We start from the raw sequence: 18215 nt of genomic DNA, 5'->3' as shown, positions 1-18215 counted from the left end.
CCGGCACTGCGGACGACAATGAGCCCGGCCACCTGATGGTGGGCGGGCTCATGTGTAGGCCGAGTCAGATCAGCTTGGCCAGCGCGTAGGCCTGCCGGGTCGCGAAGACCAGCCGTCGTGGCGCATAGGCGTCGCCGAGGATGTGCACCTCGCGGCCGTTCGCGTTCGCCGGCCCCGAGCGCAGGCTCTCGTAGAGGCCGGCGTCGCCGATCCCGCCGCACGCCAGCACCACCGAGTCGAATCCGTCGAGCTCTCGCGTCCGGCCCGAGTACACGTTGCGGGTCACCACACCGGTCGGCGTGATCTCGACGACGTCCTCGGAGAACCGGTACTGCACGCCCTTGTCGTCGAGGCGTCCCAGAATCGCGCCGACGATGTAGCGGCCGAGTAGCTGACCGGCGACCTGGGTGCCGTACACGATGGTCACCTCACGTCCCTGCTCGGTGAGGAAGTCCGCGAGCGACAGCGGTGGCATGTGGTCGTCCTGCGCGACGATCAACACCCGGTTTCCCACGCTCACATCGCCGTTGAGCACGTCCCGGATGTCGGCGACGTGGTCGCCGAAGACGCCCGGGATATCCGGGGTTCGTCTGGTCGAACCGGTCGCCACGGCCACGACGTCGAAGCCGGAGTCCTCGATCTCCCGCTGTGTGGCTCGATGACCCAGGTCGACCTTCACCCCGGCCCGGTCGACGCGGCGGCGCTGCCACTCGAGGTACTTCTCGAACATGTCGTAGGTCGGTGCGTTGACGGCGGTGCGCAGTTGTCCGCCCAAGGTGTCCGAGCTCTCCCACAACTGCACCTCGTGGCCCTTCTCGCCGGCCAATGCCGCCAGCTCCATCCCGGCGGGACCGCCACCGACCACGAGCACGCGCCGGCGGTCGGTCACCACCGGCCACGGGCCGTCGATCTCGTTGCTGGTGACCGGGTTGACCGCACATCCGAACGGCAACCCCTCGACGTAGCGTCGGCTGATGCACTCGTTGCCGCCGACACACGGACGAATCTCGTCGACACGGCCGGTGCGGACCTTCTCGATGATGTCCGGTTCGGCGATATGCGCGCGGGCCATGCCGACCACGTCGGCGTTCCCGGCGGCGAGGACGCGTTCGGCGACGTCGGGGTGATTGATCCGACCGGTGTGCACCACCGGCAAAGAGATCGCGCGCCGCAGCTGCCCGGCCAGGTCCTGCCACTGTCCGGCCTCGTAGAAGTGCGGCTGGATGTAACTCGGATTGCCCCAGGGATTCCGACGACGCCATGGAAGTAGTCGACGAGTCCGGTGCTCTCCAGATACTGCGCGATCTCGATGGCCCCGCCGATGTCGTAGCCGCCCGGCGCCTCTTCGCGCAGGTTGAGTCGGATGCCGATCACCATCGACGATCCGATCACATCCCGGATCGCACGCAGCACCTCGACCGGGAAGCGGCAGCGGTTCTCGATGGACCCGCCGTACTTGTCGTCGCGCCGATTCGTCAGCGGTGACAGGAAGTACTCGAGCAGATCGTCGTGATTCATGTGCAACTCGACGCCGTCGAGTCGGGCGCGCTGGGCCTGCTCGGCACAGGACCTGTACTGGCCGACGAAGTAGGCGATCTCGTCATGGTTGAGCTGGTGCGGCACGTTGTTGATCACCGGTGCGCTGAGCACCGGCGAGGCGCCGTGCGGCATCCCACCCTGGTGCACCATCTGCCCGGTGGCCACCGCGCCTTCGGCATGCAGCGCATCCGAATAGGCCTGCACCCGCTCGACGAAGAACGGCAGACTGTAGTGCCCCTCCACGGTGGCGCCCACACCGGTGGGCTCGAATCCCGGGATCACCCCGGTGTTCGGTACCCAGGCGCTGAGACTGTCGAACCAGGCCGCGCCGCCGCGGGCCCGCGAGACGTAGTAGGCGAGATTGCGTTCGGCGTCCGCGTCGGAGCCGAAGATGTTGCCGATCGCCGACGCATGCGGCGGCAGCATGACGCGATTGCGCAGCTTCAGCGGTCCGATCTCGAACGGGGACAGTAGATGTGCGTACGGCTGGTCGGATTCGGTGGTCACGGTCATCTCCCTTACGGCGTGATGGGTCCCTTACGGCGTGATGGGCGGCATTTCCCCGGCCATGCCCACGGCGGGCTGATCAGCCATGGCGCACCTCGATCGGGAAGGTCTGTTGCACGTCGATGGACTTCACCGCGATCCGATAGCGGCCGGTGTCGTCGCGGACCACCTGATCGTGGTATTCGGCGAGGACCATCATGCCGGTGTCGGCGGTGCGAGAGATCGCCTGGACGTAGGCGTCCACGTCGTAGCCGTGTGAAGTCGCCGTGCAGGTCAGGTTGGTGACGAGGTGCTTGCTCCAGATCGTCGGGCCGTCGAACACGGTCCGGTAGAACGCCAGGACCGCGTCGGCGCCTGCGCGGGCTCCGTCGACGCGATGTAGCACCACGTCGTCGGTCAGTACCTCCGCGAGCAATGACTCATCGCAGGTGTCCACCGCATAGGCGTATTGGTGCAGAACCGCCCGGACGCCCTCGATCTCCTCGGGGCTGACGAGCAGGCGTTGCTGGTCATGAATATTCGACAACGAGCCCTCCGTTCCGGCGTGGCCGGTCATGCGACCAGGGCGTCGAAGCCCACCGACTGCAGATCCTTCAGCGGCGCAACGACCTCGCGTCCCACCCGTTCCAGGTAGAGAGCCGACTGTTCGGCGTCCATCCCCGGCCAGTGTGGGCGTATCAGCAACGGGCCGATCGGAAGTCGGCCGGCGATGGCGGTGATCTGATCGCGCACCTGGGCGCCGGTGCCGAGCAGCACATGGTCGGCGATATTCGCCAGGAACTCGCGCTCGACGCGCTCCTGATCCAGCAAACCCATGCCCTGGGACGCATACGAGACGTACTTGCCGCGGGCGACGGCCGCGAAGTCTCGTAGTGCCTCGTCGTAACTGTCGGCGACCTGGAGTTCCCGGCGCAGCGGGAAGGGAGTGAGCGGCAACCCGCGGGCCTGACGCTCCTCCACGTAGATCTGCACGAGCTGCGCCACCTCGTCGACGGTCTGTTGCGGGGTGATCGTCCAGACATCACCGCTGCGGGCGGCCCGACGTACGCCGACCTTCTTCATCGCGCCCAACCAGATCGGGGGACGCGGTTTCTGGATCGGGTGGATGTGGGTCGTGACGTCATCCAGCTGCCAGAACTGTCCGTCGTAGGTGACGCGATCCTGGGTCCACAGCGCGGTGAGGATCTCGATCTGTTCCTCGAGCATGCCGTAGCGCTTGCTGTACGGCTTGTCGAAGGCCGCGTATTCGCGCTCCAGGTATCCGGTTCCCAGCCCGACGATGAGCTTTCCGCCGGTGATGATGTCGAGGGTGGCGAGATCCTCGGCGAGCTGGACGGGGTGCTGTAACGGGCCCACCAAGACCGTTGTTCCGATGCGGACGTGATCGTCGATCTCCGCGGCCAGCCTGGCGAGGATCGGGATGGGCTGCATCCACCGGAAGTCCGAATACAGGAAATGCTGGCCGATCGTGAAGTGGGTGAAACCGGCACGCTGCCCGGCCTCGACGTTGCGCAGCAACAGATCGAGGTGCTCGCCGGGAGGCGTCGAGAGCGGCTGGTCACCGAGAAGAAATCCGAATTCCATGAGCTTCCTTCGTGATCGGGCGGGATGGGAGGGGATTGGCAGGTCGGGCTGGTGGCGAATCGTCAGAATGTCTCCACCGGCGCGGGATTGAAGCCGGGCATGATGGTGTGCCCGGCGTCCACGACAATGTTCTGTCCCGTCACCGCGTAGGTTCCATCCGATGCGAGCCAGGCGGCGGCGTTCGCGATCGTCTCGGGCGGCAAAGAGCCCTGGGCGCGCAGGATGCCGTAGTGCAGTGCGGCTTTGTCGTAGTCGGAGCGGTCGGCGCCGGGGTGACCGGCCATCTGGTCGTACATGGTCTGGAAGTTGGTCATCGGGGTGTCGATGAGTCCCGGGGCCACCGAGTTCACCCGTATCCCCAAGGGCCCGAGCGACTGTGCGGCACTGCGCATCAGGCCGAGCACGCCGTGCTTGGAGGCGGCGTAGTGGGCGGCGTTGGGATTGCCGATGACGCTGTTCACCGATGAGGTGAGCACGATGGAGCCGCGTCTGTTCTCGATCATGTGCGGCACCACGGCCTTCATCGTGCGCCAGACGCCCTTCAGGTTGACGTCCTGCACGTCGTCCCACATCTGCTCGTCCATCTCCCAGAACGGCGCCTGGGTGAAGATGCCCGCATTGGCGACCACGACGTCGATCTTGCCGAACATTGAAATGCCCTTGGCCACCACCGTATCCAATTGGTCGCTCGACCGGACGTCGGCGGTGATGGCGAGGATGCGGCGGTCGAGCTTCTCCACCTGCGCGGCGGTCTCTTCGAGATCGGCCGTAGTGGCGTGAGCGTAGGCGACGTTCGCGATCGGATCGTCGATGTCGATGGCGATCACGTCGGCTCCCTCGGACGCCAGGGTCACGGCGTGCGCTCGGCCCTGGCCGCGTGCGGCTCCGGTGACGAAGGCGACCTTGCCTTCGAGGATGCCCATGGGGTGGTCCTTTCGGGTTCAGTGATCTCGATACGCTCGCTCGCCTGGCGGCTCGCGGGCTACTCGATCGGCGGGGGAGGGGTGGGGTCCGGCGCGACCCGCGCGGGGGGAGCAGCGGATCGCGCCGGAGGTGTGTCAGCCCGGGATGACGCCGGCATCGGCGAGGCGGGAGAGCTCCGCGTCGTCGAGCGACAGCCGGTCGGTCAGCACCTCGCGGGTGTGCTCGCCGACGGTGGGCACACCGTCGTAGGTGGGCCCGTCGTAGCCGCCCATGTGCAACACCGGACCGGGCATCAGCGTGTTGCGCAGGATCTCGTTGCCGGTGATCTCCACCAGGGTCCGCTCGCGGAAGTGCGGGTCGGCGACGACGTCGGAGGCGTCGTTGACCGGGGCGCACACCACCTCGAACTTCTCCAGCGTGTCCAGGATCTCCTTGCGCGGCAGCGACTTGCACCAGTCGATCACCATCGCCTGCACCTCGTCGTTGTGCTCCAGACGAGCCGCGTTGGTGGCGTACCGCGGATCGGAGATGACCTCCGCACGCCCCATCGCAGCGAACAGCCGGGTGGCGATCGCCTGATTGGAGGCGGCGATGGAGAGGAACTTGCCGTCGGCCGCCTCGTAGATGCCGCGCGGCGACGCCGCACCGGTCGAGTTGCCGATCCGCTGCTGGATCTCCCCGAGCGCTGTGTACTTGAGGAACATGTCGCCGACGATGAACATCAGCGGCTCGTACAGCGCGACGTCGACGACCTCGCCCTTGCCGGTCCGGCTGCGGTTGAACAGCGCCATGGACACACCCATCGCGGCCGACAGTCCGGCGATCGAGTCGGCGAACCCGAACGGCGGGGAGGTCGGCGGGCTGTCCGGCCAGCCGTTCACATTCGCGAAGCCACTGGCGGTTTCGGCCACGGTGCCGAAGCCCGGCAGCAGCCGGTTCGGGCCGGTCTGCCCGAACCCGGACACCCGCGCGATGACCAGACCGGGGTTGATCTCGTGCAGTTCCGCCGGACCCAGACCCCAGCTCTCCAGCCGTCCGGGCCGGAAGGACTCGACGACGACGTCGGCGTCGGCGATGAGCCGCTTGACGAGTTCGCGCCCTTCCGGGTTGCGCAGATCGACACCCACCGAGCGCTTCCCCGCATTGAGTCGCGAGAAGCCGAGCGAGAGGCCGTCCTTCTGCGGAATCCACTGTCGTGCATAGTCGCCGGTGGTCGGGTCCTCGACCTTCAGGACGTCGGCACCGAAGTCGCGCAGCATGCGTCCTGCGGTGGGCGCCGCATACATGGTGCCGAGCTCGATGACCTTGACGCCCGCCAGGGGGGCCGATCCGCTCGTCGCATTGTCGGTCATCACAGCCTCCACTGGATGTGCTTGGGCTCCAGGTACTCCCGCATACCCCACTCGCCGAGCTCGCGGCCGACACCGGATTTGCCGTAACCGCCGAACGGCGCGTCGGGACGCATCGCGCCACCACCGTTGATCCACACGGTGCCGGCCCGGATCTGCTCGGCCACCCGGCGTGCCTCGGTCGGGTCGTCGCACCACACGTTGGCGGCCAGACCGTACGGGGTGTCGTTGGCCAGGCGGATGGCCTCCTCGGTGTCGCGGAACGGCAGGATCACCGCGACCGGCCCGAAGATCTCGTTCTGCACCGCGCGGGCGTCGTGCGGAAGGTTCCCCAGCAGAACCGGATTGACGTACCAGCCCTTCTCCGGCAACGGCTTGGTCACCTCCAGGAGCTTCTTGCCGCCCTCGGCGACCGACCCGTCGATGAAGCCCTGCACGCGGGCCTGATGATCGGGCCGGATCATCGGACCGATGTTGGTGGCCCGATCCCACGGGTCACCGACCACCATCTGGTCGAACGCACTCGCGCCCGCCTCGAGGAACTCGTCGTAGAGGCTGTCGTGCACCAAGAGCCGGGCCAGGGCCGCACAGCCCTGACCACCGTTGCGCGACCACCGCAGATGCATCTCGACGGCGATCTTGTTGACATCCACCCCTTCGAGCACGATGTTCGGGGACTTACCGCCGAGCTCGAGGGTCACACCGGCGAGGTTGGCGGCGGCCTGCTCCATGATCTTGGCGCCGACACCATCCGAGCCGGTGAACGACACCCGGTCCACACCGGGGTGCGACGACAACTGCTTGCCCACCTCGGTACCGCCCACGATGACGTTCATGACGCCCGGCGGGAGGCCGGCCTCCTTGATGAGGTCACCGAGGAACAGTGTGGTCAGCGGGGTGCGCGGGGACGGGAACAGCACCACGGTGCAGCCGGCGGCCAGCGCGGCGCCGAATTTGAAGATCGCCAGGTTCAGCGGATAGTTGTAGCCGGTGATGGCCGCGACCACACCGACCGGATCGTGCACCACGTCGCTCATCGTGGGCACCGGCTTGTCGTACTCGCCGAGATGGATGGTGCGGTCGGTCTTCGCGGCCTCCGCGGCCCACCGCAGGTGCTCGTCGACGGCCATCTTGACCTGCAGGTACTCCGCCAGCGAGACGGGAGTGCCCACCTCGTTCACGATCGACGGCAGCAGTCGGTCGGCGGCGCGTTCCAGGGCGTCGGCGAAGCGGTGGATGTGCGCCGAACGCTGTTCGCCCGAGAGCGCAGCCCAGCCCGGAAAGGCCTGGCGCGCTGCGGCGACCGCGGCATCGACCTGGTCGGCGGTGGCGCCGCCGACGGTGGCGATGACGTCCTCGGTAGCCGGGTTGTAGACATCCCAGGTCTCACCGCCGGGTTCGACGTCGTTGTCGCCGATGAGCAGGGTGCGGGTTTCCGGAACCCAGTTCTTGTCGATGGTGGTTGCGTCGTTCGCTGCGGTCATGTCAGGCACCTTCTTTCAACTCGGCCGGCAGTTTGGCCATCAGGCCGACACGTTCGAGCAGACACACCAGCTCGTCGCGTTGATTGAAGCCCTTGTGTTCGAACCAGACGATGCCGGAATCGTCGCGGCTCTTGGACTCTCGCTTGTCCAGGATCGTGGTCTCGGCGCGCAGGGTGTCGCCGTGGAAGACCGGGTTGGGGAACTTCACCTTGTCGTAGCCTAGATTCCCCAGCGTGGTGCCCATGGTGAGTTCGGGGACGTGGAAGGCGCCGATGAGCGCCACGGTGAACAGGCTGTTGACGACCCGCTGACCGTGGATGGTGCCCTTGCAGAACTCCTCGTCGAGGTGCAGCGGCTGGATGTTCATGGTCAGCGAGGTGAACATGACATTGTCCATCTCGGTGACCGTGCGGGTCATGGCGTGCTTGTAATGCTTGCCGACCTCGAACTCCTCGAAGTACAGCCCTCTCATCGGTTCGCCTTTCCAGCGATCGCGGTGGCTCGCGCCAGCCATCCGATCGCCTTGTCGTAGTGTGCTTTGTCGATGTGCAGCCCCCGGTAGCGCAGCGCTCCCGTGCCGTCGGCCGCGGCCGCCTCGTAGGCCTTGACCATGCCCTCGTAGAACGCGATGTCCTCCTCGGACGGACTGAACGCGTCGTTCACCGTCGCCACATGCGAGGGGTGGATGGCGATCATGCCGCGGAACCCGAGTTGGCGTCCACGGACGGCGAATTCACGCAGACCGTCGAGGTTCTCGAGGTCCTCCCAGAGCCCGGTCAGCGCATGTAACCCGAACTCGCGGCACGCGAGCAACACGCGACTGCGTAGGTAGAGGGTCTCCAGCCCTTCCGGCGTCCACTCGTAGCCGACCTCGCGGGCGATGTCGGCGTGCTCGGCCGACGGCCCGATCATCGCGCCCACCCGCGGAGACGCGCCGGCCACCTCGCGGCAGTTCTGGATCGCCTTCACGGTCTCGACCGGGACGATGTACTCGAGATCGTCAACGCCGTTACGCATCTCGAAGTGATCGAGCAGCGCGTCGTATTGCAGCACGTCGACGGCCTCCTCGATCTTCGGGGCGAAGATGCCGGTGAGCCCGGGGACGACGACAGCCTCGAGGTCACCGCCGGTCAGCCGGGTGGCCAGCGGGTTGACCCGCACGAACAGTCCGACGTCAGGGTTGGTCTGGCGTACCCGGGTGATCGCCTCGGCGACGGTGGCCCGGGCGGGCTCTTTCTGTTCGGCCGGCACCGAGTCCTCGAGATCGAGGACAACGCAGTCGGCGCCCGCGGCGATGGCCTTGTCGACCCACGCCGGCCGGTGGCCGGGGACGAAGAGGATGGAGCGGTATGGCTGCACGGTGGTCCTCCTGATGTCAGAAAAGCTCAGTAGCTGCGGGGCAGGCCGAGGACGTGCTCGGCGGTGTAGTTGAGCACCATCTCCTGGCTGATCGGTGCGATGCGCATCAGGCGGGCCTCACGGAAGTAGCGTTCCACGTGGAACTCCTTGCCGAAGCCGAATCCGCCGTGCACCTGCAGCGCGGCGTCGGCGGCGAAGAAGCCGGCCTCGGCGCACAGATACTTCGCGGCATTGGCCTCGCGGCCGCAGGGCAGACCCTGATCGACCATCCACGCGGCCTTGTCGAGAACTGCTTGGGCCGCATCGAGTTTGATGCGTGCCTCGGCGAGCTGGAAGGCGATGCCCTGGTTCTGGCCGATGGGTCGGCCGAACACCTCACGCTCCTTGGCGTATTGCACGCCGCGGCGCAGCGCGGCCTCACCGATGCCCAGTGCGGCATTGGCGGAGATGACGCGTTCGGCGTTGAGCCCGCCGAGGATGGTGCGGAATCCGTGGCCGACCTCGCCGACCACATCGGAGTCGGCGACGAACAGTTCGTCGATGAACAGCTCGTTGGTGTCGACGGCGTTGCGGCCCATCTTGGGGATCTCGCGGATCTGTACCTTGTCGCGGTCGACGTCGGCGAACAGCAGCGTCATGCCGGCGGTGCGCTTGGTGTTCTCGTCCCGCGGGCTGGTACGGCACAGCAGCAGCATTTTCTCGGCCTCTTGGGCCTTGGTGATCCACACCTTCTTGCCGGTGACCAGCCAGCCGCCGTCGACCTTCTTGGCGAAGGTCTTGATGTTGGTGGTGTCGGTGCCGGCGTCGGGTTCGGTGACGGCGAACGAGGTGTGCAACTCACCGGTGACCACGCGGGGAAGGTACTTGCGCTTCATCTCCTCGCTGCCGTGGTGGATGATCGGCTCGAAACCGAAGATGCCGATGTGCACCGCACTGCAGCCGCCCATCCCGGCGCCCGATGCGGAGATCTCGCGTTCGACGATGGCGGCCTCGGTGACGCCGAGCCCGCCGCCCCCGTACTCCTCGGGGACGGTCAGGCCGAGCCAGCCGCCCTCGGCGATCGCGTTGTAGAACTCCCACGGGAACTCGTGCGAGTTGTCATGTTCCATCCAGTATTCGTCCGGAAACGCCTTGCACAGGGTGCGGACGGCCTGCCGGATGTCGTCGTGTGTGGGATCGGTCGAGTAGTCCACGGTGTTCCTTGTCGAAGAGTGCTGCTGTTGTCAGTGTGCGCTTGCCGGCTCGGCCGGTGTGGCCGTCGCGTCGAAAGTGTCGACGGTGATGCCCTCGTCGCGCAGCACCGATTTGCGGACCTTCTCCGACGGGGTCTTGGGCAGCTCGGTCACCACCCGGACGAAGCGGGGGCGGGCGAAGGCCGGAATCCGGCCGTCGCAGAAGGCGAGCAGCTCGGCGGCGTCGACCTGCTGATTGACCACGACCGCCGCGAGGACCTCGTCCTCGCCGGCCTCGACGTCGGCGGGCACCCCGATCACCGCGCACTCCACCACGGCGGGATGGGCGAGCACGACCTGTTCGACCTCGTAGGACGAAATGTTCTCGCCGCGGCGGCGCAGCGCGTCCTTGTAGCGGTCCACGAAGTAGTACCAACCGTCGTGATCTTTGCGCAGCGCGTCGCCGGTGTGGAACCACAGGTTGCGCCACGCCTCGACGGTCTTCTCCGGCATTCCGTAGTAGCCCATGCTGCACGTCCACGGGGACACCGGCCGCACCACCAGCTCGCCGACCTCGCCGACCTCCACCTCGCGGTCCGTCTCGGGGTCGACGAGCCGGACGTCGAACCAGTCCGATGCCTGCAGTCCGGCGGCGCCCGGCGGGATGTCGACGCCGTACGGCGACAGGATGGGGGCCGACGTCTCGGTGAGGCCGAAGGCGTTGACGAATGTCTCGATCCCGTAGCGGGTCTTGAACTCCTCGGCGATCGTCGAGGCGATGGGGGCGGCGTAGACGCAGCGCAGCTTGTTGTCGAGGTCGTTGTCGCGTGGGGCCTGCTTCCACGCGAAGTCCATCATCACGCCGACGAAGTTGGTGACGGTGACACCGGAGTCGCGGACATGGTCGATCCAGCGGCTGGCGCTGAACTTGGGCCGGATCACCGCGCTGGCGCCGGCCACCAGCGCCGGGAACACCGCCATGAACTGGGCGTTGCCGTGGAACAGCGGGGTGGTGGTGAGGTAGCGGTCGTCGGCGGTCAGCCGCGTCAGCGACACCACCGACTGTGCGAAGAAGTAGAGCTGCGAATGCGGCATCGCCACCCCCTTCGACGGTCCGGTGGTGCCGGAGGTGAAGAAGATCGCACCCAGATCCTGCGCCCGCGGTGCCGGTGCCGACAGTGGGGTACCCGCCCGAAGCTCGTCCCACGGGGCCGCCGCGAAACCGGCGTCGCGCAGGGTGGCCAACGCGTCGTCGAGCCGGCCGGTGTCGATGAGCCAGAACTTCTCGATGCCGCGCGCCTTGTCGCCGAGGGCGACGAACCGCTCGGCGAAGGCGTCGTCGATCACCGCCCACCGGGCGTTCACCACGTCGAGCTGATGGCGCAGGAACTCGCCCTCGTAGTTGGTGTTCACCGGCACCTGCACGGTGCCGCCGACGGCGGTCGCCCACCAGCTCAGCACCAGGCGCGAGGAGTTCAGCGCCATGATCACCACCCGGTCACCGCGCTCGGCACCCGCGGCATCCCAGGCGCCGGCGATCTTCTCGGCTTCGAGAAGTGCTTCGGCGTAGGTGAACTCGACGTCTTCCTCCGGTGCGAGCAGACACGACGCATCCGGGGTGTCGGCGGCGTGGGTGCGCAGCACCGTCGCGAGCGTCCAGTCCTCGGGATTGGCGAAGTTGGGTTTCAAGTCGGTGTAGACGGTCATCAGACGAGTTCCTCGGAGTCGATGTGGTCAGAATGCGCTGGGCCGCGGCATCACTGGGCGGTGAGTCCGCCGTCGACGGGGATCGTCGTGCCGGTGACGTAGCTCGCGTCGTCGCTGTTGAGGAACGCGATCACCGATGCGATCTCCTCTGGCTCGGCGCCGCGGCCCAGCGGGATGGTCTTGACGAAGTCGGCGGTCAGTGCCGAGACGTCGGCACCCGGTTCGCGGCCGAAGAACTGTGCGAGCATCGGGGTCTTGACCTGGCCCGGGCAGATCACGTTGACCCGGATGCCGTCTTTGGCGCCGTTGAGCGCCAGGGCCCGGCCGAAGGGCACCAGCGATCCCTTGGTCATCGAGTAGATCGGGCTGAACGGCGAACCGATCAGTGCCGACGTCGAGGACGTGAGGGTGACCGAACCCTTGCCGTTGGCTTTGCGCAGCAACGGGAATGCCATCGTGGTGGAGTAGTACGCGGTCTTGACGTTGACGTCGATGTTGCGCTGCCAGCCCGCGTCGTCGAGCTCGAGTCCGCCGGGCCCGGGCATGCCGACCTGCGCGTGCAGGACGTGCAGCACACCGTGTTCGGCCTCGATGGTGTCGAACAGTGCCTGCAGCGAATCGTTGTCGGTGGCGTCGACGCGGACGGCCTTGCCCTTGCCGCCGTCGGCCTCGATCTCGGCGGTGACCTTCTCGGCGGCCTCCTCGCTCAGGTCGGTGACGTAGACGAACGCCCCTTCCGATGCCAGACGAAGGCTGATGGAGCGGCCCATGCCGGAGCCGCCGCCGATGACTGCGGCGATGCGATTGTCGAAGCGGTTCATGGGAGTTCCTTTCACTTGCGCTGGTCGAAGGAACGACCGAGCATCTCGGAGACGATTCGGGTGCGTTGCATGGTGGGGGTGCCGCCGGCCAGTGCCCAGCCGTGGGCGTCGCGGTGCATGCGTTCGAGGCCGAATTCCTCGGTGTAGCCGTTGCCGCCGTGCAGCTGCATCGCGAGATCGGTGACCTTCTTGGCCATCTCGTTGGCCGTGCACTTGGCCAGCGACACATGCAGCGGGTTGGGCAGGTCCTCGTCGGTGACCACCGCCGACGCCGCACGTTCGAGCAGCAGCCGGGCGCTCTCCACCTGCAGGGCCATGTCGGCGACGGTCATCTGCACGGCCTGGAACTCGATGAGCGGCTTGCCGAACTGGGTGCGTTCCTGCACGTACTGGGTGGTCAGGTCCAGGGCCCGCTGCCCCAGCGCGAGGCTCATCGTGGTGTTGCCGAGTCGTTCGATGGAGAAGGTGGTGAACAACTTTCGGAAGCCGCCCGGTTGCACCACGATGTTCTCCGCGGGCACCTCGACATCGTCGAAGTAGATGTCGGCCGACGGGATGCCGCGGAAACCCATCAGCTTCTCGCGCGCACCGAAGCTGACGCCGGGGCGGTCGGCCTCCACGAGCACCGCACCGATGCCCTTGGCGCCGGGGGCGTCGCTCATCCGGGAGTAGACGAGGTAGACGTCGGCCTCGCTGCCGTTGGAGATCCAGCGCTTGTTGCCGTTGACCCGCACCGTGTCTCCGTCGACGACGGCTTTGGTGGTGAGGTCGGTGGCCGCCGATCCGGCATCCGGTTCGGAGATCGCGACGGCCATGGTGATGTCGCCGGCGATGATGCCCGGCAGGAACCGCTGCTTGTGCTCTTCGGTACCCAGCCGTGCGACCACCTGCGCGGGTCCGGTGTTGGCCTCGAAGATCTGGAAGGCGGCGGGCCGGCAGTGATAGGCGAACTGCTCGATGACGGCCAGCGCGTGCGACAGCGGGGCGGCCGAACCGCCGAAACGCTCGGGCAGTGCGATGCCGAGGAAGCCGAGGGAGCCCAGGAACCGACGCTCGTCGAGGGGGACCGCCGTGCGGTCGGCATCCCATTGTGCGGCGAGCGGTGCGTAGCGTTCCTCGGCCACCTGCGCGGCGAGTTCTTTGATGGCTTTCAGGTCATCGAGATCGCCGGACACCGTGGTAGACGACATTGTGATCCCTTTCATGCTCATGATTATACTGATATGGCGTACGCCCCAGTCAATACGACTCGTGACGCCGTTCACCATTGATCTGTGGTAAACATAATCATAAATTAGCGCCAAGCGCATCAATCTCGGCAAAAACGGAGGTCAGACATGGCACGCGCGGTCATCGTGGACGCAATCCGCACACCGATGGGCAAGGGAAAACCCGGCGGCGCCCTCGCCGACGTCCATCCGGTGGATCTGCTGGCGCAGGTCCTCTCCGGTCTCGTCGAGCGCTCCGGCATCGACCCGGGCATCGTCGACGACATCCTCATCGGCTGCGTGGGACAGAACCTGGAGCAGTCCGCAACCCCCGGACGACAGGCCGCCCTCGCCGCCGGATTCCCGGTGCACGTGCCGTCGACGACCATCGAACGCAAATGCGGCTCCGGCCAGCAGGCCATCGACTTCGCGGTCCAGGGCATCGAGGCCGGTGCCTACGACATCGTCATCGCCGGCGGTGTGGAATCGATGAGTCGGGTGCGGATGGGCAGCGCGCGGGGAGATGCCGATCCGTTCGGACCGGGCGTGACCGAACGGTTCGGTCCGATGGTGTCGCAGGGTGTGGCCGCCGAACTCGTCGCCGACAAGTGGAAGATCGCTCGCGAGTCGCTGGATTCCTATGCGGCGCGCTCGCATGCGCGGGCCGCGGCGGCCCGTGAGCGCGGGGGCTTCGCGCGGGAGATCCTGCCGATCACCACGCCGAACGGGGTGGTGGACACCGATGAGTCGATCCGCCTGGGCACCACCGCGGACAAGCTCGCCGGCCTGCCCGCCGTGTTCGGCACCGACGCCAACCGGGAACGCTTCGCCGACGTCGACTGGAAGGTGACCGCCGGCAACTCCTCCCAGATCACCGACGGTGCGGCGGCGCTGCTGATCATGAGCGAGGAGAAGGCCGCGCAACTGTCGCTGACCCCTCGCGCCCGGGTCGTGGCCTCGGCCGTCGTGGGCGACGACCCGCTGCTGATGCTGACCGCGCCGATCCCCGCGACGCACAAGGTACTGGCCCGCGCCGGACTCTCCCCCCACCAGATCGCCGCATTCGAGGTCAACGAGGCGTTCGCCTCGGTCCCGCTGGCGTGGCAGCACGAACTCGGCATCGACGACGAGCGGCTCAATCCCGTCGGCGGCGCGATCGCCCTCGGCCACCCTCTCGGCGCCTCGGGCGCCCGGATCATGACCAGCCTCATCCACCACCTCGAGGCCACCGGCGGACGCCACGGCCTGCAGACCATGTGCGAGGCGGGTGGTATGGCCAACGCCACCATCGTCGAATCACTGGTCTGACAGCAGAACTCACAGAAACTGAACGCACAGCAGAAAGGAACCGACATGGAGTTGCAGAACTCGTCGGCAATCGTCACCGGCGGCGCATCCGGGCTCGGCCTGGCCACCGTCAAACGTCTCGTCGACGCCGGCGTGCACGTCGTCATCGTGGATCTGCCGCAGTCGCAGGGCAAGGACGTGGCCCAGGAACTGGGTGATCTCGTCCAGTTCGGCCCCGCCGACGTCGCCGACCCGGACGCGGTCGACGCCGCGCTGGATCTGGCGGTAACCCGTGCGCCGCTGCGCACGGCCGTGCACTGCGCGGGTCGGGGCGGAACCGTCCGGGTGGTGGAACGTGACGGATCCCCGGGCTCGCTGGAGACCTACACCTCGCTGATCCAGACCAACCTCATCGGCAGCTTCAACGTGCTGCGGCTCGCGGCGGCGCGGATGGTGACCAACGAACCCGTGGACGGGGAACGCGGCGCCGTCATCATGACCGCCTCGGTGGCTGCCTGGGAAGGGCAGATCGGGCAGATCCCCTACGCTTCGGCGAAGGCCGGTGTGGTCGGCATGACGCTGGTCGCGGCGCGCGATCTCGCCCGGAAACTGGTACGGGTCAACAGTATAGCGCCGGGCATCTTCGACACCCCGATCCTGTCGCGGTTCTCCCAGGACATCAAGGACGGCCTCGCCGCACAGATCCCGCACCCCGCTCGCCTCGGCGAGCCCGACGAATACGCGCGTCTGGCGATGGCCATCATCGACAACCCGATGCTCAACGGTGAGGTCATCCGGCTCGACGGCGCGATCAGGATGGCACCGAAATGACCGTACGCACCGAGACCAAGGACGGCGTGCTGATCGTCACCATCGATCGGCCCGAGGTCCGCAACGCCATCAACACCGCGACCGCACAGGCGATCGCCGACGCGATGGACACCCTCGACAATACCCCCGAGCTGACCGCCGGCGTGCTCACCGGTGCCGGGGAGACCTTCTGCACCGGAATGGATCTCAAAGCCTTCCTGGCCGGGGAACGGCCGTCGATCGAGGGCCGTGGGTTCGCCGGGGTCGCCCAGACGCCGCCGGCCAAACCGCTCATCGCCGCCGTCGAGGGCCACGCCATCGCCGGCGGATTCGAGATCGTGCTCGCGTGTGACCTGGTGGTCGCCTCCCGGACGGCGATCTTCGGACTACCCGAGGTCAAGCGCGGACTGCTCGCGGGCGGCGGTGGGCTGCTCCGACTGCCGGAGCGGGTCTCCTACGGTCTCGCGATGGAGTGGGCGTTGACCGGCGACTTCGTCGGTGCCGAGGAGGCGCGGGAGGCCGGGCTGGTCAGCCGGGTCGCCGAACCCGGTGAAGCACTCTCTGCCGCAGTGGAACTCGCGCTGCGTATCGCACGCAACGGACCGCTCGCGGTGCGCGGCACCAAGGAGATCATGACCAAGGCCCGGGACTGGTCCAACGAGGAGCGGTTCGCCAAGATGTGGGAGATCTACGAGCCCATCCGCTCGTCGGAGGATGCGCGGGAAGGGGCGTCGGCGTTCAAGGAGAAGCGCACCCCGGTCTGGAAGGGGCGGTGAACCGATGACCCATCTCATCACCCAGGCCTGCTGCAACGACGCGAGCTGCGTGCCGGTGTGTCCGGTCAACTGCATCCATCCGACACCGGCCGAACCGGAGTTCCGCACCGCCGAGATGCTCTACATCGACCCGGAGACGTGTATCGACTGCGGCGCCTGCATCGAGGAGTGCCCGGTCTCGGCGATCGTGACCGAAGACGAGATGACCGAACGTGATGAGCCGTTCCTGCAGATCAACGCCGACTACTACCGCGATCATGACGTCGAGAGCGGACTGATGCGGTCCACCAAGCCCGAGCCGCTACCCGACGGCGAACTGCACGTGGCGATCGTGGGTGCCGGCCCGGCGGCGTTCTACGCTGCCGAGGAACTGGTGCGCCGCGGACCGTCGGTGCGGGTGGACATGTTCGAGCGGCTGCCCACTCCGTACGGTCTGGTGCGCGCCGGGGTGGCCCCCGACCACCAGTCCACCAAAGGGGTGGAACGTGCGTTCGTGTCGGTCGCGAACAAGAAGACCTTCGAGTACTTCCTGTCGGTGGAGGTGAGCGCACCCGAATCCGGCGCCGCGATCAGCCATGCCGAACTGACCGACCGCTACCACGCGGTGATCTACGCCAGCGGCGCCTCGACCGACAAACGCCTCGGCATCGACGGCGAGGACCTGTCCGGCTCGATCGCCGCCACCGAGTTCGTGGCCTGGTACAACGGGCATCCCGACCACGCCGAACGCACCTACGACCTGTCCGGGGAGCGCGCGGTGATCGTCGGCAACGGCAACGTCGCGCTCGACGTGGCCCGCATCCTGCTCACCGATCCCGACGACCTGGCTCGCTCCGACATCGCCGATCACGCGCTGGAGGTGTTGCGGGAGTCCAACATCCGCGAGGTGGTGATCCTCGGACGACGTGGCATCGCGCAGGCGGCCTACACCAACTCCGAGTTCCTGGCGATGGGGATGCTCGACGGTGTCGACGTGGTGGTGGATCCGGCCGAGACGACCCTGGATCCGGCCACGCAGCGCGCGCTGGACGATGACACCCTCGACAGCACCGTCGCCACCAAGGTCCGCTTGGCCCGGGACTATGCCGAACAGGCGCCGACCGCCGGTAGCAAGCGGGTGGTGTTCCGCTACCTGGTGTCTCCCATCGAGTTCCGGGGCGGCGACGCCGTCGACACGGTCCGGTGTGTGCGCAACGAATTCGTCGGCGCCGACGGGGGCAGGGTGCGGGCGACCGGCGAAGAGTTCGAGATCGAGGCCACCGCAGCGGTACGCGCCATCGGGTATCGCGGTCGGCCGGTGGACGGTCTGCCGTTCGACGACGTGCGGGGTGTGGTCCCCAACGACGGCGGCCGGGTCGTGACCTCCGGCGAGGCCGCACCGGTGCCGGGCGTCTACGTGGCCGGATGGCTGAAACGTGGTGCCACCGGCGGGATCGGGATGAACCGGATCTGCGGACACGAGACTGCGGCGGCGGTGCTGGCCGACCACATCGACGGCCGGCTGCCGGCGCCGGCGTCGTCGCGCACCGACGTGCCCGAGCTGCTCGCCGCGCGCGGGGTCAACCGCGTCGACAACGCCGGCTGGAAGAAGATCGACAAGGCCGAGAAGGCCGCCGGACGAGCCGCGGGCCGTCGGCGGGTCAAGTTGGTGCAGTTGTCGGAACTGGCCACCGCGGCAGGCGTCTGAC

General features: G+C 67.3%; 16 protein-coding genes and 2 pseudogenes. 4 read left to right on the top strand and 14 right to left on the bottom strand.

Annotation, left to right across the window (positions count from 1 at the left end; genetic code table 11):
* Positions 1 to 64: 64 nt before the first annotated feature.
* The 14 genes and pseudogenes from NWF22_RS08950 to NWF22_RS08885 form a co-directional block, all read right to left on the bottom strand.
* Positions 65 to 952, bottom strand: coding sequence for an FAD-dependent oxidoreductase (locus tag NWF22_RS08950; RefSeq protein ID WP_233752085.1), 888 nt, complete (start codon positions 950 to 952; stop codon positions 65 to 67).
* Between the two features lie 117 nt (positions 953 to 1069).
* Positions 1070 to 1147, bottom strand: a pseudogene (locus tag NWF22_RS08945) (hypothetical protein); the annotation flags it as partial.
* A 239-nt stretch (positions 1148 to 1386) separates the two neighbouring features.
* Positions 1387 to 1965, bottom strand: a pseudogene (locus tag NWF22_RS08940) (oxidoreductase); the annotation flags it as partial.
* A gap of 160 nt (positions 1966 to 2125) precedes the next feature.
* Positions 2126 to 2602 carry a nuclear transport factor 2 family protein gene (locus tag NWF22_RS08935; RefSeq protein WP_160904454.1) on the bottom strand — a complete coding sequence of 159 codons (477 nt, stop codon included), beginning with the start codon at positions 2600 to 2602 and terminating at the stop codon, positions 2126 to 2128.
* Positions 2599 to 3630, bottom strand: a complete 1032-nt coding sequence (locus NWF22_RS08930) for an LLM class flavin-dependent oxidoreductase (RefSeq protein ID WP_160904455.1) — start codon at positions 3628 to 3630, stop codon at positions 2599 to 2601. The genes NWF22_RS08935 and NWF22_RS08930 overlap by 4 nt, the downstream gene beginning before the upstream one ends.
* 62 nt (positions 3631 to 3692) lie before the next feature.
* Positions 3693 to 4553, bottom strand: coding sequence for a mycofactocin-coupled SDR family oxidoreductase (locus NWF22_RS08925; RefSeq protein ID WP_160904456.1), 861 nt, complete (start codon positions 4551 to 4553; stop codon positions 3693 to 3695).
* A 135-nt stretch (positions 4554 to 4688) separates the two neighbouring features.
* Positions 4689 to 5906, bottom strand: coding sequence for a CaiB/BaiF CoA transferase family protein (locus NWF22_RS08920; RefSeq protein ID WP_160904457.1), 1218 nt, complete (start codon positions 5904 to 5906; stop codon positions 4689 to 4691).
* Positions 5906 to 7387, bottom strand: coding sequence for an aldehyde dehydrogenase family protein (locus tag NWF22_RS08915; RefSeq protein WP_160904458.1), 1482 nt, complete (start codon positions 7385 to 7387; stop codon positions 5906 to 5908). Before NWF22_RS08915 ends, NWF22_RS08920 begins: the two co-directional genes overlap by 1 nt.
* Before the next feature lies 1 nt (position 7388).
* Positions 7389 to 7859, bottom strand: coding sequence for a MaoC family dehydratase (locus tag NWF22_RS08910; protein ID WP_160904459.1), 471 nt, complete (start codon positions 7857 to 7859; stop codon positions 7389 to 7391).
* Positions 7856 to 8746, bottom strand: coding sequence for an HpcH/HpaI aldolase/citrate lyase family protein (locus NWF22_RS08905; protein WP_160904460.1), 891 nt, complete (start codon positions 8744 to 8746; stop codon positions 7856 to 7858). The genes NWF22_RS08910 and NWF22_RS08905 overlap by 4 nt, the downstream gene beginning before the upstream one ends.
* Before the next feature lie 26 nt (positions 8747 to 8772).
* On the bottom strand, positions 8773 to 9939 hold the full coding sequence (locus tag NWF22_RS08900; RefSeq protein WP_160904461.1) for an acyl-CoA dehydrogenase family protein: 1167 nt from the start codon (positions 9937 to 9939) through the stop codon (positions 8773 to 8775).
* Between the two features lie 30 nt (positions 9940 to 9969).
* Entirely contained in the window at positions 9970 to 11625 is a 1656-nt protein-coding gene (locus NWF22_RS08895) for an AMP-binding protein (protein ID WP_160904462.1), read from the bottom strand.
* 50 nt (positions 11626 to 11675) lie between these two features.
* Positions 11676 to 12446, bottom strand: a complete 771-nt coding sequence (locus NWF22_RS08890; protein ID WP_160904463.1) for an SDR family NAD(P)-dependent oxidoreductase — start codon at positions 12444 to 12446, stop codon at positions 11676 to 11678.
* An 11-nt stretch (positions 12447 to 12457) separates the two neighbouring features.
* Complete coding sequence (locus NWF22_RS08885) at positions 12458 to 13636, bottom strand: acyl-CoA dehydrogenase family protein (protein ID WP_373692010.1); 1179 nt, start codon at positions 13634 to 13636, stop codon at positions 12458 to 12460.
* A 147-nt stretch (positions 13637 to 13783) separates the two neighbouring features.
* Here NWF22_RS08885 and NWF22_RS08880 point away from each other — a divergent pair, with 147 nt between their 5' ends.
* Genes NWF22_RS08880 through NWF22_RS08865 form a run of 4 tightly spaced genes read left to right on the top strand, consistent with a single transcriptional unit; the run spans position 13784 to position 18214 of the window.
* Positions 13784 to 14962 carry a thiolase family protein gene (locus NWF22_RS08880; RefSeq protein ID WP_160904465.1) on the top strand — a complete coding sequence of 393 codons (1179 nt, stop codon included), beginning with the start codon at positions 13784 to 13786 and terminating at the stop codon, positions 14960 to 14962.
* A 45-nt stretch (positions 14963 to 15007) separates the two neighbouring features.
* Positions 15008 to 15772, top strand: a complete 765-nt coding sequence (locus NWF22_RS08875) for an SDR family NAD(P)-dependent oxidoreductase (RefSeq protein WP_160904466.1) — start codon at positions 15008 to 15010, stop codon at positions 15770 to 15772.
* Positions 15769 to 16527, top strand: coding sequence for a crotonase/enoyl-CoA hydratase family protein (locus NWF22_RS08870; RefSeq protein WP_160904467.1), 759 nt, complete (start codon positions 15769 to 15771; stop codon positions 16525 to 16527). The genes NWF22_RS08875 and NWF22_RS08870 overlap by 4 nt, the downstream gene beginning before the upstream one ends.
* 4 nt (positions 16528 to 16531) lie before the next feature.
* Positions 16532 to 18214, top strand: a complete 1683-nt coding sequence (locus tag NWF22_RS08865; protein ID WP_160904468.1) for an FAD-dependent oxidoreductase — start codon at positions 16532 to 16534, stop codon at positions 18212 to 18214.
* The last annotated feature ends 1 nt before the right edge of the window (position 18215 follow it).

Origin of the sequence: Gordonia mangrovi, assembly GCF_024734075.1 — a bacterium.
Taxonomy (GTDB): domain Bacteria; phylum Actinomycetota; class Actinomycetes; order Mycobacteriales; family Mycobacteriaceae; genus Gordonia; species Gordonia mangrovi.
The sequence above is the reverse complement of the archived record's forward strand: the minus strand, read 5'-3'. Positions and strand labels throughout refer to the sequence as shown.

Excerpts from the sequence above, each read along its gene's own strand:
- NWF22_RS08910 (WP_160904459.1), bottom strand. The coding sequence starts at position 7,859 with ATGAGAGGGCTGTACTTCGAGGAGTTCGAGGTCGGCAAGCATTACAAG.
- NWF22_RS08895 (WP_160904462.1), bottom strand. The coding sequence starts at position 11,625 with ATGACCGTCTACACCGACTTGAAACCCAACTTCGCCAATCCCGAGGAC.
- NWF22_RS08870 (WP_160904467.1), top strand. The coding sequence starts at position 15,769 with ATGACCGTACGCACCGAGACCAAGGACGGCGTGCTGATCGTCACCATC.
- NWF22_RS08925 (WP_160904456.1), bottom strand. The coding sequence starts at position 4,553 with ATGGGCATCCTCGAAGGCAAGGTCGCCTTCGTCACCGGAGCCGCACGC.
- NWF22_RS08930 (WP_160904455.1), bottom strand. The coding sequence starts at position 3,630 with ATGGAATTCGGATTTCTTCTCGGTGACCAGCCGCTCTCGACGCCTCCC.
- NWF22_RS08885 (WP_373692010.1), bottom strand. The coding sequence starts at position 13,636 with ATGTCGTCTACCACGGTGTCCGGCGATCTCGATGACCTGAAAGCCATC.
- NWF22_RS08880 (WP_160904465.1), top strand. The coding sequence starts at position 13,784 with ATGGCACGCGCGGTCATCGTGGACGCAATCCGCACACCGATGGGCAAG.
- NWF22_RS08915 (WP_160904458.1), bottom strand. The coding sequence starts at position 7,387 with ATGACCGCAGCGAACGACGCAACCACCATCGACAAGAACTGGGTTCCG.
- NWF22_RS08920 (WP_160904457.1), bottom strand. The coding sequence starts at position 5,906 with ATGACCGACAATGCGACGAGCGGATCGGCCCCCCTGGCGGGCGTCAAG.
- NWF22_RS08875 (WP_160904466.1), top strand. The coding sequence starts at position 15,008 with ATGGAGTTGCAGAACTCGTCGGCAATCGTCACCGGCGGCGCATCCGGG.
- NWF22_RS08865 (WP_160904468.1), top strand. The coding sequence starts at position 16,532 with ATGACCCATCTCATCACCCAGGCCTGCTGCAACGACGCGAGCTGCGTG.
- NWF22_RS08935 (WP_160904454.1), bottom strand. The coding sequence starts at position 2,602 with ATGACCGGCCACGCCGGAACGGAGGGCTCGTTGTCGAATATTCATGAC.
- NWF22_RS08890 (WP_160904463.1), bottom strand. The coding sequence starts at position 12,446 with ATGAACCGCTTCGACAATCGCATCGCCGCAGTCATCGGCGGCGGCTCC.